Source organism: Kribbella sp. NPDC056861, assembly GCF_040687575.1.
Taxonomy (GTDB): domain Bacteria; phylum Actinomycetota; class Actinomycetes; order Propionibacteriales; family Kribbellaceae; genus Kribbella.
Map to the genome: position 1 here is coordinate 1,021,665 of NZ_JBFBNQ010000004.1, position 25,741 is coordinate 1,047,405.

Annotated in this window: 20 protein-coding genes; 15 read left to right on the top strand and 5 right to left on the bottom strand. The window is 68.7% G+C overall.

Going from position 1 to position 25,741, the window contains the following annotated elements; translation table 11 throughout:
- Positions 1-3: 3 nt before the first annotated feature.
- From AB0P21_RS24405 to AB0P21_RS24420, 4 genes are all read left to right on the top strand, one after another.
- The gene (locus tag AB0P21_RS24405) at positions 4-1,548 is read left to right on the top strand and encodes a gamma-glutamyltransferase (RefSeq protein WP_363699452.1); all 1,545 of its coding nucleotides are present in this window, start codon (positions 4-6) and stop codon (positions 1,546-1,548) included.
- A 57-nt stretch (positions 1,549-1,605) separates the two neighbouring features.
- A complete protein-coding gene (locus AB0P21_RS24410; RefSeq protein WP_363699453.1) occupies positions 1,606-2,577 on the top strand; it encodes a glycosyltransferase family 2 protein in 972 nt (323 codons plus the stop codon).
- The gene (locus AB0P21_RS24415; RefSeq protein ID WP_363699454.1) at positions 2,574-4,853 is read left to right on the top strand and encodes a hypothetical protein; all 2,280 of its coding nucleotides are present in this window, start codon (positions 2,574-2,576) and stop codon (positions 4,851-4,853) included. Before AB0P21_RS24410 ends, AB0P21_RS24415 begins: the two co-directional genes overlap by 4 nt.
- A 103-nt stretch (positions 4,854-4,956) precedes the next feature.
- The gene (locus tag AB0P21_RS24420) at positions 4,957-10,815 is read left to right on the top strand and encodes an Ig-like domain-containing protein (protein ID WP_363699455.1); all 5,859 of its coding nucleotides are present in this window, start codon (positions 4,957-4,959) and stop codon (positions 10,813-10,815) included.
- Here the strand turns inward: AB0P21_RS24420 and AB0P21_RS24425 are convergent.
- Positions 10,802-11,320 carry a GNAT family N-acetyltransferase gene (locus AB0P21_RS24425; protein ID WP_363699456.1) on the bottom strand — a complete coding sequence of 173 codons (519 nt, stop codon included), beginning with the start codon at positions 11,318-11,320 and terminating at the stop codon, positions 10,802-10,804. The two genes, AB0P21_RS24420 and AB0P21_RS24425, sit on opposite strands and share 14 nt — an antisense overlap.
- 56 nt (positions 11,321-11,376) lie before the next feature.
- On the opposite strand from AB0P21_RS24425, the gene cpt reads away from it, so the two are divergent.
- The gene (cpt, locus tag AB0P21_RS24430; protein WP_363699457.1) at positions 11,377-11,910 is read left to right on the top strand and encodes a chloramphenicol phosphotransferase CPT; all 534 of its coding nucleotides are present in this window, start codon (positions 11,377-11,379) and stop codon (positions 11,908-11,910) included.
- Between the two features lie 47 nt (positions 11,911-11,957).
- On the opposite strand, the gene AB0P21_RS24435 is transcribed toward cpt, so the two are convergent.
- From AB0P21_RS24435 to AB0P21_RS24445, 3 genes are all read right to left on the bottom strand, one after another.
- Complete coding sequence (locus AB0P21_RS24435; protein WP_363699458.1) at positions 11,958-12,857, bottom strand: RNA polymerase sigma-70 factor; 900 nt, start codon at positions 12,855-12,857, stop codon at positions 11,958-11,960.
- Entirely contained in the window at positions 12,854-13,405 is a 552-nt protein-coding gene (locus tag AB0P21_RS24440) for a carboxymuconolactone decarboxylase family protein (protein WP_363699459.1), read from the bottom strand. Before AB0P21_RS24440 ends, AB0P21_RS24435 begins: the two co-directional genes overlap by 4 nt.
- Positions 13,406-13,468: 63 nt before the next feature.
- A complete protein-coding gene (locus tag AB0P21_RS24445) occupies positions 13,469-13,837 on the bottom strand; it encodes a hypothetical protein (protein WP_363699460.1) in 369 nt (122 codons plus the stop codon).
- Between the two features lie 96 nt (positions 13,838-13,933).
- Here AB0P21_RS24445 and argC point away from each other — a divergent pair, with 96 nt between their 5' ends.
- The 8 genes from argC to AB0P21_RS24485 are packed head-to-tail and all read left to right on the top strand — an operon-like array spanning position 13,934 to position 21,757.
- Entirely contained in the window at positions 13,934-14,965 is a 1,032-nt protein-coding gene (gene argC / locus AB0P21_RS24450; protein WP_363699461.1) for an N-acetyl-gamma-glutamyl-phosphate reductase, read from the top strand.
- On the top strand, positions 14,962-16,158 hold the full coding sequence (argJ, locus tag AB0P21_RS24455; RefSeq protein WP_363699462.1) for a bifunctional glutamate N-acetyltransferase/amino-acid acetyltransferase ArgJ: 1,197 nt from the start codon (positions 14,962-14,964) through the stop codon (positions 16,156-16,158). The genes argC and argJ overlap by 4 nt, the downstream gene beginning before the upstream one ends.
- Positions 16,155-17,054 (top strand): acetylglutamate kinase, encoded by a 900-nt coding sequence (gene argB / locus AB0P21_RS24460; RefSeq protein ID WP_363699463.1) that lies wholly within the window; start codon positions 16,155-16,157, stop codon positions 17,052-17,054. Before argJ ends, argB begins: the two co-directional genes overlap by 4 nt.
- On the top strand, positions 17,051-18,250 hold the full coding sequence (locus AB0P21_RS24465; RefSeq protein ID WP_363699464.1) for an acetylornithine transaminase: 1,200 nt from the start codon (positions 17,051-17,053) through the stop codon (positions 18,248-18,250). Before argB ends, AB0P21_RS24465 begins: the two co-directional genes overlap by 4 nt.
- Positions 18,250-19,182 carry an ornithine carbamoyltransferase gene (gene argF, locus AB0P21_RS24470; RefSeq protein ID WP_363699466.1) on the top strand — a complete coding sequence of 311 codons (933 nt, stop codon included), beginning with the start codon at positions 18,250-18,252 and terminating at the stop codon, positions 19,180-19,182. The genes AB0P21_RS24465 and argF overlap by 1 nt, the downstream gene beginning before the upstream one ends.
- On the top strand, positions 19,179-19,691 hold the full coding sequence (locus tag AB0P21_RS24475; RefSeq protein WP_363699467.1) for an arginine repressor: 513 nt from the start codon (positions 19,179-19,181) through the stop codon (positions 19,689-19,691). The genes argF and AB0P21_RS24475 overlap by 4 nt, the downstream gene beginning before the upstream one ends.
- Positions 19,692-19,723: 32 nt before the next feature.
- Positions 19,724-21,139, top strand: a complete 1,416-nt coding sequence (gene argH / locus AB0P21_RS24480; protein WP_363699468.1) for an argininosuccinate lyase — start codon at positions 19,724-19,726, stop codon at positions 21,137-21,139.
- Positions 21,140-21,757: a DNA-3-methyladenine glycosylase gene (locus AB0P21_RS24485; RefSeq protein ID WP_363699469.1), complete on the top strand. Its 618-nt coding sequence runs from the start codon at positions 21,140-21,142 to the stop codon at positions 21,755-21,757.
- Here AB0P21_RS24485 and AB0P21_RS24490 read toward each other — a convergent pair.
- Positions 21,747-22,706, bottom strand: a complete 960-nt coding sequence (locus AB0P21_RS24490; RefSeq protein WP_363699470.1) for an LLM class flavin-dependent oxidoreductase — start codon at positions 22,704-22,706, stop codon at positions 21,747-21,749. The two genes, AB0P21_RS24485 and AB0P21_RS24490, sit on opposite strands and share 11 nt — an antisense overlap.
- Before the next feature lie 75 nt (positions 22,707-22,781).
- Here AB0P21_RS24490 and AB0P21_RS24495 point away from each other — a divergent pair, with 75 nt between their 5' ends.
- A complete protein-coding gene (locus AB0P21_RS24495) occupies positions 22,782-23,819 on the top strand; it encodes a phosphatase domain-containing protein (protein WP_363699472.1) in 1,038 nt (345 codons plus the stop codon).
- An 83-nt stretch (positions 23,820-23,902) separates the two neighbouring features.
- Positions 23,903-25,207, top strand: coding sequence for a tyrosine--tRNA ligase (gene tyrS, locus AB0P21_RS24500; protein WP_363699473.1), 1,305 nt, complete (start codon positions 23,903-23,905; stop codon positions 25,205-25,207).
- Positions 25,208-25,741: the final 534 nt, after the last annotated feature.

Here is a 25,741-nt window from a genome sequence, read left to right on the forward strand (position 1 = left end):
CCGATGAGTAGTCCGAGGGTTGCGGTTGCTGCTCCTAACGCTGCCGCGGCCGAGGCCGGGGTTCGGTTGGCGGCGGAGGGCGGCAATGCGGTCGATGCCGCCATCGCCGCGACGCTGGTCACGATGGTCAACGAGATCGGTGTGGTCTCGCCGGCCTCGGGCGGCTTCGTCACTTTGCAGGTCAAAGGTGGCGAGGCAGTGACCATCGACGGCTGGGTGGAGATGCCCGGCCGTGGGGTGCCTGAGCACAAGTTCGGCAAGGGTGTCTGGGATGTGACCACCGACTACGGCGGTGGCACGACCACCACCATCGGGCACGGATCGGTGGCGACGCCGGGCGGGATGAAGGCGCTCGATCTGGCGCATCAGCGGTCGGGCAAAGCGCCGTGGAGCGAGGTGGTCCGGCCCGCGATCGAGGTTGCGCGCAAGGGCTTCCCGCTCAGCCGGACCTCGGGCTACTACCTCGGCTACACCCACGAGATCATCTTCGGCTGGCACCAGCCCAGCCACGGGGTCGTGCACGACGACGACGGCCAGGTGATCAAGGCGGGCTCGATCGTGGTGATCCCTGAGCTCGCCGAGGCGCTCGAACTGATCGCCGACCAGGGTGCCGAGACGCTTTACACCGGCGAGCTGGCCGAGCTGCTCGTCCGCGACATGGCCGCCAACGACGGCATCCTGACGGCGGAAGACCTCGCGGCGTACGAGGCGATCGTCCGGCCGGCGCTGATGGTCCGGCAGAACGGCTGGCGTCTGGCGACCAATCCGCCGCCCGCGGTCGGTGGTGTCGCCGCAGCCGCGATGCTCGCGCTGCTCGACGGCGTACCGGGGCAAGGCGCCTGGAATCCGGCCGAGCTGGAGCGCCTGATCGACGTGCAGCACGCAGTACTCGGGCGTCGGCTGGCCGAGCTGGCCGAAGAGGACGTGCGTCAGCTGGAAGGGCAGAAGCTGCTCGACCTCGCCTCGGCCGGCGATCTGCGCGCGCTCGGCTCACCCAGTACTGCGACCGTCTCCGTGGTCGACGACGAAGGCGACGCCTGCGCGATCACCGTCTCGTCCGGTTACGGCTCCGGCGTGATGACGCCAGGCACCGGCATCTGGCTCAACAACGCGCTCGGCGAGCAGGAGCTCCTGCACGGTGGCCCGCACAGCCTCCCGCCCGGCACCCGGCTCACCTCCAACATGGCGCCCAGCGTCGCTCGCCGCGACAGCGACGGCGCGGTGCTGGCGATCAGCTCACCCGGTTCCGACCGGATCCCGACCGCGATCGCGCAGGTCTACGCGCTCTACACGCACGGCGGGCTGACCCTGCAGGAAGCCGTCGAGCACCCGCGGCTGCACGTCCGGGTCCGTGAGGACATCGTGGTCGACTACGAGGACGATCTGGCCGAGTCGGGCTTCGCCAGCAACCTGCCGACCCGCCCGATGCCACCGCACTCGATGTACTTCGGCGGCGTCGCCGCGGCCTTCTGGGACCCGGTCGACGGGTTGCTCGCAGTAGGCGACCCACGACGTACCGGAGCCGTCGCCGTCTCACCTCCCACCTGACACCTGCTACTTTCACCACCTGCCAACTCCCAGTTCAGTCGTGGAGGACCACCGGACATGCCGGATCCCGAACTCTCCGTCGTCGTGCCGATGTACGACGAGGAAGAGGTACTGCCGATCTTCTTCGAGCGGATGCGTCCCCTGCTGGACGGACTCGGCATCAGCTACGAGGTGGTCGTCGTCGACGACGGCAGCCGGGACGCGACCGCTCCGATGCTGCTCAAGGCCGCCGTCGACTGGCGTGAGCTCCGCGTCGTCCGGCTGCTCCGCAACTCCGGGCACCAGGCCGCGCAGTCGGCAGGCTTCCGCCGCGCCCGCGGCAAGTTCCTGGTCACCATCGACGCCGATCTGCAGGATCCGCCCGAGGTGATCGCCGAACTGCTGGCCGCCGCGCGGGAGCAGGACGTCGACGTCGTGTACGGCGTCCGCTCCGACCGCTCGAGCGACTCCTGGCCGAAGCGAACGACCGCGCAGATGTACTACCGGCTGATGAGCCGCCTGGTCGGCAAGGACATCCCGTTCGACGCGGCCGACTTCCGGCTGGTCTCGCGCCGGGTCGTCGACGCGGTGAACGCGCTGCCCGAGGACGGGCGCGTGTTCCGATTGGTGATCCCGTGGCTGGGGTTCCCGAGTGCTGAGGTCCCGTACGTTCGCGCCGAGCGGGCGGCGGGCGTCACGAAGTACAACTGGTCGAAGATGTTCCGGCTGGCGTTCGACAGCGTGACTGCGTTCTCGGCGGCGCCGCTGCGGCTCGCGACCTGGTTCGGGCTGCTCGGCGGCTTGTTGTCCGGGCTGTTCGCGGTCGGCGCGCTGGTGATCAAGCTGTCCGGCAACAGCGTCCCCGGCTGGACGTCGACGGTGCTCGCCGTCACCGTGATCGGCGCGATCCAGTTGCTCTGCCTCGGCTTGCTGGGGGAGTACGTCGCCCGCTTGTTCCAGTCGAGCCAGGGGCGGCCGCAGTTCCTGATCGGTTACGACAGCCTCGACGATGCCGGGCACGAAGCCCTTGACGAGGTCCCTGCTAGATGACGCGTTCCCTGCCGCGGCTGTTGCCGTGGTTGCTTCCGTACGTCGTCACTGTGCTCGCGCTGATCTCTCTCGATGTGCCGGTCGCCCCGATTGCGAAGTACACCCTGTACTTCGCGCTGGCGGTGGCGGCGCCGGGAATCCTGATCCTGCGCGCGCTGTGGCGGAGTACGGGCAACTGGGCCGAGGACTTCGGACTCGGGTCAGCGGTCGGGATGACGTATCAGCTGGCCGGTTGGGCGATCTTCACCGCGCTCGGCTGGCAGCGGGCGCTGATGATCTGGCCGGCCGTGGTGCTGGTCGCCTTCGCTGCGGTGCCTCAGCTGAGGAAGCACTGGCGCATTCGAGACCCGAAGCCGCTACCGCTGCTGTGGACCTGGGGCATGGTCATCGCCTCGGTGGTGCTGCTCGGCGGGACAGTGCTGGGGGCGATGAAGTATCACCCGGCGCCCCCGGACGGTACGTCGTACTACCAGGACCTGCTGTATCACCTGTCGATGCTCAACGAGTTGACGCGTTCGGTACCGCCGGAGCTGCCGCAGGTCTCGGGGGAGTCGCTGGAGTACCACTGGTTCGCCAATGCCGACATGGCGGCGGCAGTGGACATCACTGGGTTGTCGCCGATCGTGGTGCTCTACCGGCTGTGGCTGCTGCCGCAGTTGCTGGTGGCGCTGCTGGTGTGCGCGACGCTGGCCCGGACGGTCAGCCGCGCGTGGTGGACCGGCGTACTGGCTGCTGCTGCGTTGGCCGGGCCGCAGTTGTTCCTGTTCATCGACACGGCGGTGAATCTGTCGCCGCCGCTCAGCTTGCTCAGTCCGTCGCAGACGTTCGGGATGGTAGCCGGTACTACGGCCGCGGTGTTCCTGATCCACCTGTTGTTCAAGGGTGAGACGGGGAAGGGCTTGTGGCTGCTGGCGTTCACGGTCGCGGTTGTCGGTGGTGGGTCCAAGCCGACTACCTTGCCGATCCTGGTTGGTGCTGTGGGATTGCCGGCGCTGTTCCTGTTGATCCGGGATCGGCGGTTGCCGCTGCGGTTTGTTGCCGCTGGGTCGCTGCTGGTGGCTGCGGCCGTCGGGACGATGGTCACGGTCGCGGGGAGCACCAGCGGGTCCGGGCTGCAGTTGCTGGCGGTGATCAAGACGCAGGGTGGGTATGCGGCGGCTACTCGCGATACGACGTTGGCTGGTGAGGGTGGGGTGATTCTGCCTGCGCTGACGTCGGGGCATGTGCTGTCGGTGCTTGGGGTGCTCGTTGTCGGGGTGCTGTTGTTGTTCGGTCAGCTGTTGGCGGTCGTGGGGTACGGGCTGCTGGGGAAGCGGGAGTTGCGGCGGGATCCGGTGGGGTGGTTCCTGCTGGGCGCGTTGATCGCTGGGTGGGCGGGGTTCCTGGTGGTGGATCATCCGTCGATCAGTGAGGCGTACTTCGTGCACAGCGCGGTGCCGTTCAGCCTCGCGGCCGCCGGTTGGTTCGCTGCTGTCATTACCCGCTCGTACTCCGGTGAAGGCAGACGACAGACACTTCTTAAATTAAGTTTTGTAGCTGTGGTGCTGGGTGCGCTCTTCGCGTTCATCTTGCTGACCACCGACGCGTTCCCGAAGGGCTCTCACCTGCAACGCATCGCACTGGTCGGACGACCGCTGCTCGTGGTGATCGGCGTCGCCATCATCCTGATGCTGCTCTGGTTGTTGCTGGTGAAGCGACTTCCCCGGCTCGCGGGGCTCGGCGGGTTGCTGATCCTGCTCACCATGCTGGTGGTGCCCTCGGCAAGGACCTTCGAGCAGAACCTGCATCTCAACGGCGGCAAGCAGGCGCAGACCTTCACCTCGGCGACCTGGTGGGTCTACCCCGACGAAGAAGCCGCCGCGCTCTGGCTCGCCAAGAACTCCGAGCCGGCGGACATTGTTGCCAGCAACACCTGGTGCCGCCCGGCCGGCAAGCAAGGCCCAGGCTGCGACGCCCGCGGTTACATCGTCAGCGGGATCGCCGGCCGCCGCACCTTCCTCGAAGGCTGGGGCTACACCTCCCAGGCAATGGTCAACCACGGCGTCGGCGGCCGGCGCTACAACCAGCAGCCGTCGCCCTGGCCGGACCGGGTCGAGCTGACGAATCAGGCGATCTACGACCCGACTCCCGAAGTACTGCGGCTGCTGCGCGAGCGGTACCACGTCCGCTGGCTGTACGCCGATCTGTTCGGCGGACCGGTCTCGCCGGAGCTCGACAAGCTGGCCATACTCCGACACAGCTGGCAGCGGGTCCGGATCTACGAACTCACCGGCTGATCCCGCGTAACATCGGACCTGCGTAGCGCGTTAGCTCTACGCTGGCCCGCTCGCCCCGAGGCCGACGCATGCGGAAACGTGAGTGCTCGGGAGGGCGTGGGTAATGACGAGGTCCGGCCACCGGCGGCCCGCCGTCCTCGCAGCGACCTCGCTCAGCCTCGCGCTGATCGGCACCGTCGTGATCAGTCCGGCGATCGCCTATCAGGTGCCGTCGGCCCCCTTTGCCCAGGGCAACACCGCGACTGCGACGATGCCCGGTTCCGGTCTCACCCAGACGATCACGGTGACCGGCCAGACCGAGTTGCTCGACGCAACCACCGCCGGAGTCCGCGGCAGCACCGCCAAGACCTACGAGCCGGCCATCGCCCGCACCACTCCGGCCCAGGACCTGCTGGTCAACACCGGCAGCTGCGCCGCGATCGGCACCTGCGGCGGCCGTGGCACGCTGACGATCACCTTCTCCCAGCCGGTCCGCAACCCGGTTCTGCACCTGGCCGGCCTCGGCGGATCCGTCAGCCAGTCCGGCAACAACCGGATCAGCGCCCAGTCCGAGCTGCACTCGGTCCTCAGGCTGACCACCGCCGGCCTCAGCCTCACGAAGGTGGGCCAGGGCAACAACCTGGCCGTCGGCTCGGACACGATCACCGCGCTCAACCCGGACGCCGGCCCGAACTGCGTCAACACCGACACCGGCGCGGGCCCCGACTCGGCGGCCACCGCGGCCTGTGGTTCGGTCAAGGTGAACGGCATCGCGAAGTCGATCACCTTCGATCTCACCGCCGTCTTCACCAAACACCCGAAGCTGCCCGCGTTCAACACCTCCTCGTCGGCCGACGCGTTCTCGATCGTCGCCTCGGCCGGCGAGGACTTCGGTGACGCGCCCGCGTCGTACGGCGCGGCCTGGTCGGTGCTCGGCGATCTCCGGCTCGGCGACGACGCGACCGAGGACAACGCGACTGTTGCCAACGGCACCACCGGCCCGGCGACTCAGGACCAGGCCGACGACGGAGTCGTCTTCAAGCCGCTCGTGACCGTGGCGAAGAACTACTCGGCCACCGTCGCGCTCAGCGAAGCGAGCAAGGCCGGTCATGTCTGCGGCTGGATCGACTTGGACCGGAACGGCAAGTTCGACCCGGCCGAGCGGGCCTGCGCGACCTTCGCCGCGGGCCAGACCACGGCCACGCTGACGTGGGCGACGCTGCCCAAACTGACCGCCGGTACGACGTACGCGCGAGTGCGGGCCGGCTACACCACGGCCCAGGTGATCGGCGCCGCGGACAGCGGCGAGGTCGAGGACTACCCGCTCGTGATCGCGCCACCGCCTCCGCCGATCGCGCTCGACGACACCGCGACCACGCCGTACAACACCAACCTGACCACCGAGGTGCTCGGCAACGACCGGCCCGGTGATCCGGCCAGTCCGCTGAAGCCCGGCACGCTCTGCCTGGTGAGTGGCGACAAGTGCGGCGTGATGGTCAACGTGGTGGCCGAGGGCAAGTACGTCGCGAAGACCGACGGCAAGGTCGCCTTCGAGCCGGTGCCCGGGTTCTTCGGACCGGGCAAGCCGGTCACCTACCAGATCACCGACACCAACGGGACCAGCGCGACCGCGAAGCTGACCGTCACGGTGGCGCTGCCCGCGAAGCCGGTGGCCGTCGCGGACAAGGCGACCACCCTGCAGAACGTCAGCATCGCGCTGAAGCCGCTGGCCAACGACACCGCGGCACCCGGCGCCACCCTGGTCGACGGTTCCCTCGTACTCCGGGATCCGGGCGACGCCGCCTTCACCACCGCGGCCGACGACTTCACCAAGAAGGTGACCGTCCCGGGCGAAGGCACGTACGTGGTGAAGCCCGACGGAGCAGTCGACTTCATCCCGCTGCCGCAGTTCACCGGAGTCGCGACAACCCTGGGGTACCGCGTCACCGACAGCACGCGTCAGATCGCTGAGTCGACCTTCGCCGTCACGGTCACGCCGGTGACTCCGAAGGCGGCGGGTGACTCGGTCACCACTGCCTTCGACACCAGCGTCGACATCCCGGTCCTCGACAACGACCTGCCGGGCACCCCCGAGGCGCCGCTGAACCCACTCACGCTCAAGCTCGTCGATCCGGTCGGTGGCAAACTCGTCGACCAACTGACGGTGCCACAGCAAGGCGGGTACGTCGTTGCCGACGGCAAAGTGACCTTCGAGCCGGGGCACGGGTTCCGGGGGATCACCACCCCGGTGAGCTACCAGGTGCTGGACAAGAACGGCACGCCGACCCGGGCCGAGCTCACCGTGTCGGTCGACGCTCCCGGGCCGCCGGTCGCGAACCCGGACCGGGTGACGATCCTGCAGGGTGGCTCGGTCTTCGTGAAGGTGCTCGACAACGACAAGCCCGGTCCGACCGGCTCCGCGATCGTGCCGGGCACCGTGCGGCTCATCCCATCGACGCGGGACGCCGAGCCGGTGACCACGCTGGTCGTCGCCGGGCAGGGCAAGTACACGGTCAAGCCCGACGGCCGGGTGCTGTTCGAATCGATCCCGGCCTTCAGTGGCAAGGCGACGCCGATCGGCTATCAGGTGGCCGACGGCAACGGTGCGATCGGCAAGGCGACACTGGCGCTCGAGCTGATCAAGGTGCAGCCGGACGCGGCGGACGACACCGCCAGTACGGCGTACGACCAGCTGGTGACAGTGGACGTGATCGCCAACGACACCGCCGGGGACCCGGCCGTGCCGCTGGTGCCGAGCAGCATCAAGCTGATCGACCCGATGACCCGGTTGCCGCTGACGACGGTGGTCGTCGACGGCGAGGGCACCTTCAAGGTGGTGGCCGACGGCAAGGTGCAGTTCGACCCGCTGCCGACGTACACCGGGGTCGCGACGCCGCTCACCTACACGATCTCGGACGTGAACGGCACGCTGGCGCCGGCCACCCTGACGATCACGGTGGCCAAGCCGCCGCCGCCGTCCGCGAAGCCGGACACCGCGACCACCAAGCAGGACGAGCCGATCACGCTCGACCCGCTGGTCAACGACGAGCCGGGGCAGGGCACCGGGCTCGACCCGCTCAGTGTGGTGCTGATCGATCCGGCGGACGGTTCGCTGAAGAAGGTCGTCACGATCGTTGGCCAGGGCACCTATCACGTGAACCCGGACGGCACCGTCGGGTTCGATCCGCTGCCGGCCTTCACCGGCGCCGCGACGACGCTGAGGTACCGCGTCTCCGACTGGTTCGACCAGCCGACCCGCTCGACCGTCACGGTCACGGTGACGCCGATCGTCCCGGTCGCTGAGGACGACACCGTCACCTCGCCGTACGGCGCGACCGCGACGGTGAAGGTGCTCGGCAACGACAAACCGGGCGACCTCAGCGCGCCGCTCGTGGTCGGTAGCCTGCTGCTGAAGGATCCGGTCGACGGACTGTTCAAGGCCGCGGTGACGATCAAGGGCGAGGGCGTCTACACCGCGCAGGCCGGGACGGTGGTGTTCGTGCCGGTCGCGGGCTTCAGCGGACCGGGCACCGCGCTGACCTACCAAGTTGCCGACGACAACGGCACGCCGACGACCGCGACGGTCTGGATCACGGTCGGGCTGCCGCCGGTCGCGCAGGCCGACAACGCCTCGACGGTGCAGAACGTCACGGTCACCGTGAACGTACTGGCGAACGACGAACCGGGCACCGGCGCGAAGCTCGACCCGGCCTCGGTGGTCATCAGCGCTCCCGACGTCCCCAAGACCGCGGCCGGCTTCGGCAAGACGGTCACGGTTCCAGGTCAGGGCACGTATACCGTCCAGCCGAGCGGCGCGATCCAGTTCGATCCGGTCCCGGCCTTCAGCGGTCAGGGGCGGCTGATCCAGTACAAGGTGGCCGACTCGCAGGGCAACACCGCGTCCTCGACGCTCGGCGTCGCGGTCACCGGGGTGCAGCCGTTCACCGTCGACGACTCGTCGATCACCCCGTTCAACCAGCCGATCACGCTGAACGTGCTGGCCAACGACAAGCCTGGCGATCCGAGTGCTCCGCTGGTGCCGGCGAGTCTGCTGCTGCAGGACCCGGCCGACGCCACGAAGTACCTGAAGACGGTCACGCAGGCGGGCGAAGGCACCTACACAGCCAAGCCGGACGGGTCGGTCACGTTCGTGCCGGCGAAGGACTACCAGGGCATGACCTCGCCGGCGATCTACCGGGTCAGCGATGCCAACGGCACTGCGGCTGACGGTCTGCTCTTCCTCACGGTCGGCAAGGGACCGGAGGCCAAGCCGGACACCGGTACGACGAAGCAGAACATGACCGCAGTGGTCGACCTGCTCGCCAACGACAAGCCCGGCACGGACGCCGAGCTGGAGAAGACGTCGGTCGAGCTCTACGCAGGTAAGGCGTGGGTGAAGCTCGCGACGATCGCCGGGCAGGGTTCGTTCAAGGTCGACGCGGTGAGTGGCAAGGTCACCTTCGACCCGCTGCCGACCTTCAGCGGGCCGAGCTCGATCGCCTACCGGGTGACGGACACGGCGAAGAACAAGGCGACCTCGACGGTCACGGTGACGGTCGCGCCGATCGTTCCCGATGCCGCGGACGACGCGGCGACCACGTCTTTCGACACCCCGATCACTGTGCCGGTGCTGGCGAACGACAAGCCTGGTGACGCCAGCGCGCCGCTCGACCCGGCCAGCGTTCGGCTGGTCGATTTCGCGACCGGTGACCCGGTGACGAGTCTGCGAGTCGTTGGCCAGGGCACCTATACGGTTCAGCCCGACGGCGGGATCCGGCTCCAGCCGTGGGGCGGTTGGACCGGCCCCACGACGCCGGTGACCTACCAAGTCAGCGACGCCAACGGAAGCGCCGGTACTGCGATGCTGGTGGTGACCGTCGGCGCGAAGCCGGTGGCTCTGCCGGACGTGGCGACGACCAAGCAACATGTGACGGTCACCTTCGACCCGCTGGTCAACGACAAGCCCGGCGCCGGTGCGACCCTCGACCCGGCCACGCTACTGCTGGTGAACGCGGCCGGCGATCTGGTCGACCGGGTGTCCGTGCCGGGGCAGGGCAGCTATGTCGTTGCCAAGGGCAAGATCAGCTTCAGTCCGGTGCCGGCCTTCGTGGGCAGCAGCCGGCCGGCGGCGTACGAGGTGAAGGACTCCGACCGGAACGCGGCCCGCTCGACCGCCTCGGTGACCGTGCTGCCGGTGCGGCCGATCGCGGCGGACGACAGCGCGAGTACGCAGTACGGGCTGGGGGTGGTGGTGACGGTGCTCGGCAACGACAAGGCCGGCGATCCGTCGGCCCCGCTGGTGCCCGAATCGGTGGTGTTGCGCGATCCGGCGGACGGCAAGGACAAGACTTCGGTGACGGTCCCGGGTGAGGGCACTTTCGTGGCCCGCCCGGACGGCGCCGTCGGCTACACCCCGGTGAAGGGCTTCACCGGAACCACGAGATCGCTCACCTACCGGGTGACCGATGCGAACGGGACGTCGGACACGGCTCGTCTGGAGATCACCGTCGGTGGTCCCAGCGGGGCGAAGGCCATCCCGGACAGTGGTACCGGCAGTCTCGGCAACCCGGTGGTCGTCAACCCCCTGCTGAACGACGCCGCGACAGTGGGCGCGGCCTGGGACCTGGGCAGTGTGTGCCTGGTGACCGGGCCGGCCACCTGTGAGAAGCGGGTCGCAGTACCGAACGTCGGAGTGTGGACGGTCGGTGGCGACGGGTCGGTCAGGCTCGTCCCGGAGCGGGGCTTCACTGGTACGGCGAAGCAGACGTACCGGGTCACTGACACGGAGGGCGTGACAGTGGACTCGCAGGTGAAGGTGGCCGTCGGGGCCCAGCCGGCCTCGCTGACCACCGTGAACAGGGCCGCAGGCGGACTACCGGACACCGGTGGACCGTCGGCGCTGCTGCTGACGCTTGCCGGATTACTGGTCGGCCTGGGCGTCACACTGATGCGGATAGCTCGCCGGAGCTCTACAGATCAGTGACGAGCATCAGTTCGTCGCGGTAGTCATCCGCAGCAACCCGTACTGCGCGGGGATGGCTGCCGACAACCCGGTAGCCGAGCTTGCCGTAGAACTCCTCCAGGCTGTTCCCGTCGCGGATCGTCAGCTGCAGGTGCTCCAGCCCAAGGTCTACCGCGGACTGCCGCAGCCCGCTCATCAGCACCCGCCCAGCGCCACCACCCTGGTACTTCGGGTGCACCATCACCCGCAGCACCGTGCGCCAGTGCAGGTTGAGCGCGCTGTCCCGGCCGACCAGCAGGCCCATCCCGACGTACCGCTCGCCGTTGTGCAGGACGCCGAGCAGATCCTTGCCCGCGGCCACCCGGTCGAGCGCGAGGTCGAGCGTCTCGGCCACCAGGTGCACCGGCGCCGGCGCGGTGAAGCCGACACTGCCGCCGGCATCCGTCGCGGCGATCCAGGTGTCCAGCAGATCGGCCCGCAGCCCCGGATCCGAGACGTTGTCCGGATCGATCACCAAGTACTCCACCGCTGCCTCCTAAATGCGACTGACTTGCAGGAAGCTTAACTGGCAGAATCTCTCCGGTGGCGACCCAGGTGATCGTGTTGAACGGCGGTTCCAGCTCCGGCAAGACGGGGATCGCGCGCTGTTTGAAGGCTGTTCTGCCGCAGCCGTGGATCAGCCTCGGAGTGGACGACCTGGTCGATGCGCTGCCACCGGGCCTGCTGGACACGGGGTCGGGGATCGCTTTCGGGGACGCCGGGGAGGTCGAGGTCGGGGCGGGGTTCCGCGAGATCGAGGCCGCCTGGATGGCCGGCGTCGCCGCGATGGCACGGGCCGGGGCGCGGATCGTGTTCGACGACGTCTTCCTGAGCGGCGCCGGGTCGCAGGAGCGGGTGCGGACCCAGCTGGACGGCCTCGAGGTGTTGTGGGTCGGAGTGCGGTGCGCGCCGGAGATCGCGGCTGGGCGCGAGATCGCGCGCGGTGACCGCACCGGCGGAATGGCCGAGTTGCAGGCCTCCGTCGTGCATGAGGGGGTGGCGTACGACGTAGAGGTCGACACCGGCACGACCGAGTCGATCGAGTGCGCCCGCGCGATCGCGGCGTACGTGCGCTGAGGCGTAGGTGAGCTGGAGCCTCCCGATCACGCCGCCCGGGCAACAGCTCAGCTCTCGCTGAGGCGCGGAATCGTGGTGAGTTTGTCGGGGTTGCGGACCAGGTAGATCTGGCTGATCAGGCCGGCCTCGTCGAGCTCCAGGAACCCGGCGCTGTCGACCTCGTCACCGTCGTAGAAGACGAAGGCGTTCTCGCCGTTCAGCTCGATCGGCCGGACCTCGAAGCCGCGGGCCTCCTGACCGGGGCCGAGCAGCGCGATCGCCCAGCGGGAGATCTTGTCGGGGCCGAGCAGCGGCCGGAGCGCGGCCTTCTTCTTGCCACCGCCGTCGCTGACCAGTTCGGCATCCGGTGCGAGCAGCGCGACCATCGCCGCCAGGTCGCCCGACCAGGCGGAGGTGAGGAACTGGGTGGTCACCTCGGTGTGCCGCGCCTTGTCGACGCGATGCCGCGGCTGCCGTGCATGCACGTGCTCGCGGGCTCGGTGGGCCAGTTGCCGGACGGCGGACTCGGAGCGGCCAAGCGTGTCGGCGATCTCCGCGAACGGCAGGTCGAAGACCTCACGCAGTACGAAGGCGGCTCGTTCCAGCGGCGACAGCGTCTCCAGTACGACGAGCATTGCCATCGACACCGAATCGGCGACCTCCGCGACGGCGGCCGGGTCGTCCTGATCGCGGGTCGAGCTGATCGGCTCGGGCAGCCACGGACCGACGTACTGCTCCCGTCGCGCCTTCTGCTGCCGGAGCCGATTGAGCGCGAGCCGCGTCGTGATCCGGATCAGGTACGCCCGGACATCGCGAACGTCCTCCCGCTCAGCGGCTGACCACCGCAACCACGTCTCCTGGACGACGTCCTCCGCGTCCACCACACTGCCCACCACCCGGTACGCCGCTCCGACGAGCACCGCGCGATGCTCGTCGAACTCGGCCGCCAGTTGCTCGTCGGACGTCACGCCGGCCTCAACTCGCAGTACTCCTTGAAGCCCTGACTGGTCAGCCCGAGCGCCGCGTTGGTGCGCGACCGCAGATTCTCCAGCGAGACCTGCGCGGTCAGCTCGACCAGCGCTGCCTCCGACAGGTCCTGCCGAAGCCGCGCGACCTGCTCATCGGTCACCTCGGGCGGCGTCGCCGTCATCGCCTCGGCGTACTCCATCACCGCACGCTCCAGTTCCGTGTAGACCTCGCTGTCCCGCCACCGCGGCACGTCACGCAGCTTCACCCGATCGATCCCCTGGTGGTGGAACTCCCAGTACCCGAAATCCATACACCAACTGCACCCGATCCGCCCGCTCGTCACCATCGTCGCGAGCGCCTTCAGCGTCGGATCCAGCGCCTTCCACCGGGTCACCGACAACTCGAGCAACATCGTCGAAGTCAGCACCCGCCGATTGTGCAACGCGACCCGCCCCGGATCCGGCACCTGCCCGTACCGCCGCTTGCTCCACCACTCCACCAGCCTGACGAACACCGTCCGCCGGTGCTCCAACCCGATCCGTGCCATCACTGCCTCCTCGTGTCACCCCTCCGGACACGCGGCGACCTGCTGGTTGTGACGTGACGCCGGTCACGACGACTGCGCCACCGCCAGAACGGTGAGGACCAGGGCGGCGACCACGAAGGTGATGAAGTACGCGGCGGTGCCGTTGGCGAAGGAGCCCAGCCGGTTGCGGTTGAAGATTTTGGTCAGCAGCATGCCGACGATCACCTGGCCGCCCAGGACGAACACGCCGAAGACCATCGCGAAGAGCACCAGCGTTCCCTGCGGACTGAAGCACAGACCACTGCACCCCGAGGTCGGTTCGTCGGAGGCGAGCAGGACGGCGAGTGCATAGCCGACCACCTCCAGGCCGAGCCAGCCGAACAGGACGCGGTAGCTTCTGGAGGCACGCCGGTCCTCGAGATCCTGGGTCGCCGACGGTCGGTAGCTGCTCATACCGTTGATCCTCGCGGCCGTGCGGCGCCGGCGCCTGAGTGGTTCTACCCGGATCCAGGGTTGGATATTCATTCGGTATCTGACATACTCATTCACATGAGTTTGAAGGTCGCGGTGGCCGGAGCCAGTGGATACGCCGGGGGAGAGCTGCTGCGGCTGCTCTCGACGCATCCGGAGATCGAGATCGGAGCACTCACGGCGGGCGGCAGTGCCGGTACGGCGCTGGGCGTCCACCATCCACACCTGGTGCCGTTGGCCGGGCGCGTGCTGGTCGAGACCTCGGCGGAGACGCTCGCAGGTCACGACGTCGTGTTCCTGGCCCTCCCGCACGGGCAGTCCGCCGAAATCGCCGAGCAGCTCGGCGAGGACGTCACCGTGATCGACTGCGGCGCGGACTTCCGGCTGGTCGACGCCGAGGCGTGGGTGGAGTTCTACGGCGGCAAGCACGCCGGCCACTGGCCGTACGGGCTGCCTGAGCTGCCCGGTCAGCGCGAGAAGCTCCGCGGAACCAACCGGGTCGCAGTACCGGGGTGTTATCCGACGGTGTCGACGCTGGCGCTGCTCCCCGCAGTACAGGGTGGGCTGGTTGACCCGGGCCACCTGGTAGTCGTCGCGGTGAGCGGTACGTCGGGAGCGGGCAAGGCGCCGAAGACGCACCTGATGGGTGCGGAGGTGATGGGTTCCGCCACGGCGTACGGCGTCGGTGGCGTGCACCGGCACACTCCGGAGATCGAGCAGAACCTCGCGCCGGTCACCGACCAGGCCGTCTCGGTCTCGTTCACCCCGGTGCTGGTGCCGATGGCTCGCGGCATCCTCGCGACCTGCAGCGCGCCGGTCACCGAAGGCACGACGGCCGAGTCCCTGCGGGCGGCGTACGAAGCCGCCTACCAGGACGAGCCGTTCGTGTATCTGCTGCCGGAGGGGCAGTGGCCGCAGACCCAGGCGACGCTCGGCGCCAACACCGTCCAGCTGCAGGTCACGCTGGACGAGCGGATCGGCCGCGCCGTGATCGTGGCCGCGATGGACAACCTCACCAAGGGCACCGCCGGCGCCGCCGTGCAGTGCATGAACCTGGCCGCCGGTCTCGACGAGACGCTGGCCCTTCCCCTCGTAGGAGTAGCCCCGTGACCGCAGCCGTGCACAACCAGGTCGATCGGAGCGCCGGAGTCACCGCGCCGGCCGGCTTCCGTGCGGCCGGGGTGATCGCCGGGATCAAGCCCGCCGGCAAGCCGGACCTCACCGTCGTCGTCAACGACGGCCCGTACGACGTGGCGGCAGGCGTCTTCACCACCAACAAGGTGAAGGCCGCTCCCGTGCTCTGGTCGCAGCAGGTGCTGACCGCGGGCAAGCTGAAAGCCGTCGTACTCAACTCCGGCGGGGCCAACGCGTGCACCGGTCCGGAAGGTTTTCAGGACACCCACAAGACGGCTGAGGAACTGGCCGCGATCCTCGGCGTCGGCGCGGTCGAGATCGGCGTCTGCTCGACCGGCCTGATCGGCGAGCGGCTGCCGATGGACAAGCTGCTGCCCGGCCTCAAGAGCGTGGTGGATGCCCTGGGCAACACTGCGGAGCACGGCTTGTCGGCCGCGACCGCCGTGATGACGACCGACCGGGTCGCGAAGCAGGCCGTCTTCCAGCACGCCGACGGCTGGAGCATCGGCGGCTTCGCGAAGGGCGCCGGCATGTGCGCGCCGAACATGGCGACCATGCTGTCGGTGATCACCACCGACGCGGTCGTCGACCAGCCCCACCTCGACCACGTACTGCGGAACGCGGTCGCCAAGACCTTCAACCGCCTCGACGTCGACGGCGGCACGTCGACCAACGACACCGTGCTGCTGCTCAGCTCGGGCGCCTCCGGGGTCACGGTCCCGCCGGCCGAGTTCGAGGCCGCGCTGATCACCCTCGCCGGCGACCTGGTCAAGCAGTTGCAGGCCGACGCCGAGGGGGTCACCAAGCACGTCAGCATCACCGTGCGGAACGCGGCCACCGAGGCCGAGGCGGTCGCCGCCGCCAAGATCGTTGCCGAGGACAACCTCTGCAAGACCGCCTTCTTCGCCTCCGACCCGAACTGGGGCCGGATCGCGATGGCGGTCGGCAACGCGCCGACCGCCTTCGACCCGGCGCTGCTCGACATCACCCTGAACGGCGCCGCGATCTGTGTGGCCGGCGGCAAGGGCGTCGACCGGTCCGAGGCCGACCTCAGCGGACTGGAGATCGACGTGGTGATCGACCTGCACGCGGGCAGTTCGTCGGCGACCGTGCTGACCACCGACCTGTCGCACGCGTACGTCGAAGAGAACTCGGCGTACTCGTCATGACGGCGACCGTGCAGACCGGGAACAGCCACGCCAGCGCGGTCGAGAAGGCCGCCGTGCTGACCGAGGCGCTGCCCTGGCTGAAGGAGTTCCACGGCAAGACGATCGTGGTGAAGTACGGCGGCAACGCGATGGTCGACGACGAGCTGAAGCAGGCCTTCGCCTCCGACATCGTGTTCCTGCGGCACTGTGGGGTCCGGGTGGTCGTCGTGCACGGCGGCGGTCCGCAGATCAGCGAGATGCTGGCCCGGCTCGGCATCGACAGCGAGTTCCGCGGCGGGCTGCGGGTGACCACACCCGAGGCGATGGACGTGGTCGGCATGGTCCTGGTGGGCAAGGTCGGTCGCGAACTCGTCGGGCTGCTGAACGCGCACGGCCCGTTCGCGGTCGGCATGTCCGGTGAGGACGCCGGGCTGTTCACGGCCGAGCGGCGCGGCGCGATGATCGACGGGGAATCCGTCGACATCGGCCTGGTCGGCGATGTCGTCGACGTACGGCCCGAAGCGGTGATCGACCTGATCGACGCCGGCCGGATCCCGGTCGTCTCCACGATCGCGCCGGACGAGGACGGTCAGGCGCACAACGTGAACGCCGACACCGCCGCGTCAGCTCTGGCGGTCGCCCTGGGCGCCTCGAAGCTGGTCGTGCTGACCGATGTCGCGGGTCTCTACCGCAACTGGCCGGAGAGCGAGGAGATCATCACCCAGATCGACGCCGCTGAGCTGGCCGAGCTGCTGCCGTCGCTGGCATCCGGGATGGTGCCGAAGATGGAGGCCTGCCTGCGCGCCGTCCAGTCCGGCGTCTCCCGCGCGACCGTCATCGACGGCCGGGTGCCGCACTCGCTGCTGCTCGAGATCTTCACCGACGCCGGAAGTGGAACCCAGGTGATCCCGTCATGACCGAACTGCTCGCCGTCGACGGCACCCAGAGCGCGCTCGCGGAGCGCTACTCGCAGTCCCTGATGAACACCTTCGGCGCGCCCAAGCGCGTACTGGCCCGCGGCGAAGGCGCCTACGTGTGGGATGCCGACGGCAAGAAGTACCTCGACCTGCTCGGCGGGCTCGCGGTCAACTGCCTCGGCCACGCGCACCCGTTCATCGTCTCGGCCGTGACGAGTCAGCTCGCGACGCTCGGTCACGTCTCCAACTTCTTCGCGTCCGCGCCGCAGATCGCACTGGCCGAGAAGCTGCTGTCGCTCTTCGATGCCGAGGGGAAGGTGTTCTTCACCAACTCCGGCACCGAGGCCAACGAGGCTGCCTTCAAGATCACCCGCAAGACCGGCCGGAAGAAGATCGTCTCCACGGTCGGCGCCTTCCACGGCCGCTCGATGGGCGCGCTCGCGATCACCTGGAAGCCGGCGTACCGCGAGGAGTTCGCGCCGCTGCCGGGTGACGTCACGTTCGTCCCGTACGGCGATGTGGCCGCGCTCGCCGCCGCGGTCGACGACGAGACCGCCGCTGTCGTGCTCGAGCCGATCCAGGGCGAGAACGGCGTCGTCGTACCGCCGGACGGTTATCTCCAGGCGGCTCGGCAGATCACCTCCGAGCACGGCGCGCTGCTGTGGATCGACGAGATCCAGACCGGGGTCGGCCGGACCGGCGACTGGTTCGCGTTCCAGGCCTCGGGGATCACGCCGGACATCGTCACGTTGGCCAAGGGGCTCGGCGCGGGCATCCCGATCGGCGCCTGCCTCGGCTTCGGCCCGGCGGCCGATCTGCTTCAGCCCGGCAACCACGGCACGACGTTCGGCGGCAATCCGGTCGCGTCGATCGCGGGTCTCGCAGTACTGACCGTGATCGAGCGGGACGGGCTGCTCGCCAATGTGAGTGCCGTCAGCAACCATCTGGTCTCCGCCATCGAGGCGCTCGACCACCCGCTGATCGCCGGGGTGCGGGGGCGTGGCCTGCTGCTCGCGATCCAGCTGACCCAGCCGGTCTCGGACCAGGTCGCCGCGCTCGCCCTCGAGGCCGGGTTCATCGTCAACAACCCGATCCCCGACGCGTTGCGGCTGGCGCCGCCGTACATCCTGAGCAAGGCTGACGCGGACAGCTTCGTCGCGGCGCTGCCGGCGCTGCTCGACCAGGTGGAGGTCTGATGACCAGGCACTTCCTGCGGGACGACGACCTCAGTCCGGTCGAGCAGGACGAGGTGCTGACGCTGGCTCAGCAGTTGACCACTGACCGGTTCGGGCACCAGCCATTGAAGGGGCCGCAGACCGTCGCGGTGTTGTTCGACAAGGCCTCCACCCGGACCCGGATCTCGTTCGCGGTCGGCATCGCCGAGCTCGGCGGCGTCCCGCTGGTCATCGACTCGCAGGGCTCGCAGCTGGGCCGGGGTGAGCCGATCGCCGACACGGCGAGGGTGCTCGACCGGCAGGTCGGCGCGATCGTCTGGCGTACCTCGGGGCAGGTGCGGATCGAAGAGATGGCCGGCGCCTCGCGGGTGCCGGTGATCAACGCGCTGACCGACGAATTCCACCCGTGCCAGATCCTGGCCGACCTGCTGACCGTCCGGCAGCACAAGGGCAGCACTGCCGGGCTGAAGCTCGTCTTCTTCGGCGACGGTGCCAACAACATGGCGAACTCGTACCTGCTCGGCGGCGTGACGGCCGGGATGCACGTCGTCATCGCCTCGCCCGCGGAGTACCAGCCTGATGCTGCTGTGCTCGCGAAGGCGGTGGAGATCGGCCTCGTCACCGGCGGTTCGGCCGCATGGACGTCGGATCCGCTGGAGGCTGTCGCCGGTGCCGATGTGGTTGCCACCGACACCTGGGTGTCGATGGGGCAGGAGGCCGAGGCGGCGTTGCGCGAGGCGCCGTTCGTGCCGTTCGCGGTGACCGAGCAACTGGTGGCCAAGGCGAACCCCGATGCGATCGTGCTGCACTGCCTCCCGGCGTACCGGGGGAAGGAGATCGAGGCGGCCGTGCTCGATGGGCCGCAATCAGTTGTCTGGGACGAGGCGGAGAACCGGCTGCACGCGCAGAAGGCGCTGCTGTCGTGGCTGCTGGCAAGGAATTTCAGCTCATGACTGTTGTCGTACCGACCACCAAGACCGCTCGTCAGCAGCGCATTGTCGATCTGCTCGGCAGGCAGCCGGTGCGCTCGCAGACCGAGTTGGCCGAGTTGTTGTCCGACGCAGGGCTCGTGGTCGGGCAGGCGACCTTGTCGCGTGACCTGGTGGAGATCGGGGCGGTCAAGGTTCGCGACTCGGCAGGGCAACTGGTGTACGCAGTACCGGGGGAGGGCGGGGACCGTACGCCGCGTGCTGGTGAGGCGGCTGCCTTCGAGCAGCGGCTCGGCCGGGTCGCCTCCGAGCTGCTCGTCTCGGCGGAGGGCAGCGCCAACCTGGTGATCCTGCGAACCCCGCCGGGTGCGGCCCAGTACTTCGCGTCGGCGATCGACCACGTGGGACTGGACGACGTACTCGGCACCATCGCCGGCGACGACACCGTGATGGTGGTGTCCCGGGATCCGTCCGGCGGCGAGGCGCTAGCCTCCAGGTTCCTCGGCCTCGCGGACCGCAGCGACGCCAAGTAGTACTTCGTCTGTGCAGTTGAAAGGATGTTGTTGTGAGTTCTGGTGAGAGTGCTGCCCTGTGGGGCGGCCGGTTCGCGGGCGGTCCGGCGGATGCCCTGGCGGCGCTGAGCAAGTCGACGCACTTCGACTGGCGGCTGGCGCCGTACGACATCGCCGGGTCGAAGGCGCACGCGAAGGTGCTGCACCGCGCGGGGCTGCTGACCGACGACGACCTCACCAAGATGCTCGCCGGGCTCGACGTGCTGCTGGCCGACGTGCTGGCCGGCGATTTTGTCGCGGCCGAGGCTGACGAGGACGTGCACACCGCGCTCGAGCGTGGCCTGGTGGAGCGGCTCGGCGCCGAGCTGGGCGGCCGGCTGCGGGCCGGGCGGTCGCGCAACGACCAGGTCGCGACACTGTTCAAGAGCTTCCTGCGCGACCACGGCCGGATCATCAGCGGGCTGCTGCTCGACCAGGTGACCACGATCGCCGAGCAGGCCGAGAAGCACCTCGGGGTCGCGATGCCGGGGCGCACCCACCTGCAGCACGCGCAGCCGGTGCTGCTGTCGCACCACCTGATGGCGCACGCCTGGCCGCTGATCCGCGACCTCGACCGGCTGGCCGAGTGGGACGCGCGGGTGGCCGCCGATTCGCCGTACGGGTCGGGGGCGCTGGCTGGTTCGTCGCTGGGGCTGGACCCGCAGTTCGTGGCGGGTGAGCTGGGCTTCACGAACTCGTCGGCGAACTCGATTGACGGCACCGCGGCGCGGGACTTCGTCGCGGAGTTCGCCTATGTCACCGCGCAGATCGGCATCGACCTGTCCCGGCAGGCCGAAGAGGTGATCATCTGGGCGACCAAGGAGTTCGGGTTCGTCCAGCTGGACGACGCGTACTCGACCGGGTCGAGCATCATGCCGCAGAAGAAGAACCCGGATATCGCCGAGCTGGCCCGCGGCAAGTCCGGCCGGCTGATCGGCAACCTGACCGGGCTGCTCGCGACGCTGAAGGCGCAGCCGCTGGCGTACAACCGGGACCTGCAGGAGGACAAGGAGCCGGTCTTCGACTCCGTGGACACGCTCGAGGTGCTGCTGCCCGCGTTCACCGGGATGATCCGCACGCTGGTCTTCAACACCGAGCGGCTGGAGGAGCTGGCGCCGCAGGGCTTCTCGCTGGCGACGGACATCGCCGAGTGGCTGGTCCGCGAGAAGGTGCCGTTCCGGGTCGCGCACGAGGTGGCCGGCGCGTGTGTCCAGGCCTGCGAGAAGCGCGGGATCGAGCTGTGGGACCTGTCCGACGACGACCTCGCCGCGATCTCGCCTTCGCTGACACCTGACGTCCGCTCGGTGCTGAGTGTCGAGGGCTCGGTCGCCTCCCGCAACGGCCGCGGCGGTACTGCGGGCGAACGCGTCGCCGAGCAACTGGTGGAGCTGCGGGGCCGGGCCGCTGTGCACGCGGAGCGTCTCGCCTAAATGCCCGCTCCGGTACGCCGTACGCTGCTGGCCGGCCCGGTGCTCGACGTGGCGCCGCGGCTGCTCGGCATGGTGCTGCGGCGGACCACGGACGAGGGCACGGTCGCAGTGCGGTTGACCGAGGTCGAAGCGTACGACGGGGCGAACGACCCCGGCTCGCACGCCTACCGCGGGGAGACCCCGCGGACCTCGGTGATGTTCGGCCCGCCGGGCCATCTCTACGTCTACTTCACCTACGGCATGCACTTCTGCATGAACGTCGTGGCCGGGCCTGACGGCACGCCGTCCGCGGTGCTGCTGCGCGCGGGCGAGGTGATCGAGGGCGTGGAGCTGGCCCGCGAACGCCGAGCAGCCACAACAGACCGGGATCTTGCTCGTGGGCCGGCCCGCATGTGTGTTGCCCTCGGCATCGCCCGCGAATCCAACGCTGTCGATCTGCTGGCCCGCGGCTCGGCTGTTCAGTTGTTGCCCGGACCCGGCTTCGACGGCGAACCGGCGACCGGCCCTCGCGTCGGCCTCCGCGAAGCACCCGACTGGCCTTGGCGGTTCTGGATCCCCGGCGATCCGACGGTTTCGCCGTACAAGCCGCATGTGAAGAAGAAGCGCGCTAGCGGTTGACCAGCTCCAGCACGTAGTCGAGCTGCGGGAGACCGTGCTCGACGTCAGGATCCGGGAACAGCCCGATGTGTTGAGCGCCGGCCGCCTCGACCGCCGCGATGTGGGCGGCAGCGTCGTCGAGCGTGCCGATCGGCCCGATCTCCTGCCACCAGTCCTGCGGCATCGTGACGAGCCCGTCGGCGCCCTTCTCCGCATGCAGCTTGACCAGGTCGTCGTAGAAGGGCAGCGGCGGCAGTGCCGGGTTCTTCTGCTCGATCAACCCCGCCAGCCACGGCGCCGTCCACTCGTACGCCGACTTGCGGTCGGGCCGCACACACAGCGCGCTGAAGACCGCCACTTCGAAGTTCTCCGGCGAACCGGCCTGCTCGATCGCCGTTCGGATGTACGACGGGCTGGCCGGCTCCGCGAGGACCACCCCGCCCGCGACCCGGCCGGCCAGCGCGAGCGACTTCGGCCCCCGCACGCCGAGCAGGATCGGCGGCGGCATCACCGGCGGCGCGTCGAGCTGCACCTCGTCCAGTACGACGTACTGGCCTTGCATCGTCACCTTCTCGCCGGCCAGCAGCCGGGTCACCGCGGTGGTCACCTCTTCGAGCGCGGTCAGCGGCGACTTCGGCCGGACCCCCATCTGGCCCATCCACTCCTGCACGCCGTGCCCGATGCCAGGGAGGAACCGCCCCGGGGCGAGCGCCGTGAGGGTGGCGAACTCCATCGCGGTGATGGCCGCGGTACGGGCCACCGCGGGGACGATGCCGAGCCCGCAGGTGAGCCGCTCGGTCGCGGTCAGCGCGGCCGCGACCAGCGACGGGCCGGCCGTGTAGAAGCAGTCTTCGATCAGCCACAGCTCGTCCGCGCCGCCGGCGTCGAGGCGGCGGGCGACATCAGTCACGAGGGCGGCTGGGAAGGTCCGGGGGAAGCACATTCCGAGAGCTGCGGAGGTCTGAGTCATATCGAGACTGTAAAGGTCGCCGGGGACAGTCCGCCCGGTGCGCGAACAGGCCCTGTGGACGGGTAGGTTTCGGACATGGCCCGTCCGCACTACTCCTCCCGCTTGGAGGACTGGTTCAACGTCGGGGTCGGGGTCCTGTTGCGCCGCCGCGGTTGGCGGGAACGGATCATCCCGCACGTCGGCTACGGCACCCAGGAGTTCACCCGGGTGCTGGCTCGTGTCGTGCTCAGCCGCGACCCCCGCAATCAGCCCCGGTACGACGAAGACCAGGTGGTGCGTGGCTGGCGGGTCTTCGTCACCGCGCCCGCGACCGGCGTACAGGTGTCGGTCACGGTGGCCGGCGAGACCTTCGAGGCCACCACTGACCGTGGCGGCTTCGTCGACCTGTCGGTACCGGTGGCGCTGCCCCCTGGCTGGCACGAGATCAGCCTGGGCGTGCACGGCGAGCGGCAGGCCCGCGGCAAGGTCTATGTGGCCGACCCGGAGGCCGAGTTCGGTCTGGTCAGCGACATCGACGACACGGTGATGCTGACGATGCTGCCACGACCGTTGATCGCCGCCTGGAACACCTTCGTCCGCGAGGAGCAGGCGCGCAGGGTGGTGCCGGGGATGGCGGAGATGTACGCCGAACTGCTGGCCGACCACCCGGGTGCGCCCATCTTCTACCTGTCGACGGGCGCCTGGAACACGGCCCCGACGCTCACCAGGTTCCTGGACCGGCACGGGTATCCGGCCGGCCCGATGCTGATGACCGACTGGGGACCGACCAACACCGGCTGGTTCCGCAGCGGTCGTGAGCACAAGCGCACTGCGCTGCGGCGACTGGCCAAGGAGTTCCCGAAGGTGAAGTGGGTGCTGGTCGGCGACGACGGGCAGCACGACCCGCAGCTGTACGGCGACTTCGCCCAGACGCATCCGGAGCACGTGCGAGCCATCGGCATCCGCCAGCTGACCCCTGCCGAGCAGGTGCTGTCGCATGGTCTGCCGCTGCCGAACCCGGACCCGGGGGCTCACGACCCGCACCGCCCGACGGCCGCCACCGTGCACGGTCCCGACGGACACGCGCTGGTCGCGCAGCTCCGCGCAGTACTGTCGCGGCCCGAGTCAGGCTGACCCTGCGCACCTGACCCGGCACCTGCGGGCCGGAGCTGGTGCAGGACACTTGTCGTGATCTGACGTGACACGAGGAGAGACAAGTGACCGACAGCGGGACCGCAAGCCGCACCCAGGTGCTCGACGACCTGGAGAGCCGTGGCCTGATCGCGCACTCCACCGACCAGGACGCGCTCCGTGCGTCGATGGCCGCCGGACCGATCACCTCGTACGTCGGGTTCGACCCGACCGCACCGAGTCTGCACATGGGCAACCTGTTGCAGCTGCTGACGTTGCGGCGGCTGCAGTTGGCCGGCCACAACCCGATCGGGCTGGTCGGCGGCGCCACCGGGCTGATCGGTGATCCCAAGGAGTCGGCCGAGCGGGTGCTCAACCCCAGGGACCTGGTCCAGCAGTGGGTGGAGAAGGTCCGCGGTCAGGTGGAGCGGTTCGTCGACTTCGACGAGTCGCTGCCGAACCCGGCGCGGATGGTCAACAACTACGACTGGACCAAGGACCTCAACACGCTCGACTTCCTCCGGGACATCGGCAAGCACTTCCCGGTGAACCGGATGCTCGGCCGGGAAGTGGTGAAGGCTCGGCTGGAGCAGGGGATCAGCTACACGGAGTTCAGCTACGTGCTGCTGCAGTCGCTGGACTACCTGGAGCTGTACCGGCGGCACGGGTGCACGTTGCAGACCGGGGGTAGCGACCAGTGGGGGAACCTGACCGCTGGGGTGGAGCTGATCCGGCGGTCGGATCAGGGGAAGGCCCATGCGCTGGCCACGCCGCTGGTGACCAAGGCGGACGGGACCAAGTTCGGTAAGACCGAGTCGGGGACCGTGTGGCTGGATCGCGAGCTGACTTCGCCGTACGCGTTCTACCAGTTCTGGTTCAACACCGATGACCGCGACGTGATGCAGCTGGTGCGGTTCTACACCTTCCGGAGCGCGGAGGAGATCGCTGCGCTCGAGGAGGCGACTGCTGAGCGTCCGCATGCACGGGAAGCCCAACGGCTGTTGGCGGAGGACGTCACCACGCTGGTGCATGGTGCTGACGAGACCGAGCAGGTGAAGCTGGCCGCCAAGGCGTTCTTCGGTCAGTCGGAGCTGCAGGCCTTGCAGGGAACGACTCTGGTGGCAGCGCTGCGGGAGGCGCCGCACTACGAGCTCAAGCCGGATGAGCAGATGCCTTCGATCACTGACCTGCTGGTGTCCACGGAGTTGGTGGCCAGCAAGTCCGCCGCGCGCCGGACGATCGCCGAAGGTGGCGCGTACTTGAACAACGCGAAGGTGAGCGACCCCGAGTACGTCCCGAGCAGCGACGACCTGCTGCCCGGGGGAGTGCTCGTACTGCGCCGCGGGAAGCGTTCGTTCGCAGGGGTTCTGACCGCGCCGGCCGGTGCCTGACCCGTTCGCACAGGGACGGTGCCGAGGGCAAATTACAGCCCTGTGATTCGTCCCACCGGGAACCGATTTGACCGGCCACCCGCAGGCCACGTAATGTTCTTCTTGTTGGAGCGAGTGCGGGACGCGAAAGCGGCCGGTCGCTCCGAAGCCCCCAAGACTAGCTGAGCCGCACCGTGTCTTTGATCCGGGTCGGTAGCTTCTGATGAGGGGTACGGACCGAAAAAACTGAGTCTTGACTCTGTGGTTCTGGTCCGGTAAAGTAACGCAGGTTGCCCCGGAGTCCTGGCCGTAAGGTCATCGACGCGGTGTGCGTCCGATTCTTGAGAACTCAACAGCGTGCCGAAAGTCAATGCCGAATTTGTTTTATCCCGTTTCACGGCATTGGGCGATCTTACCATCACTGGCCTATCTGGTTTGTGGTGTGGGTTGTTCTTTGTTTGTGTTCGGATTCCTTTGAGAAATTATGATTCAAGTCAGTTTGATTGTTTCTGAGATATCAAAGGGTCACTCAAAGTAGTCTGTTCCTCGTCTCTT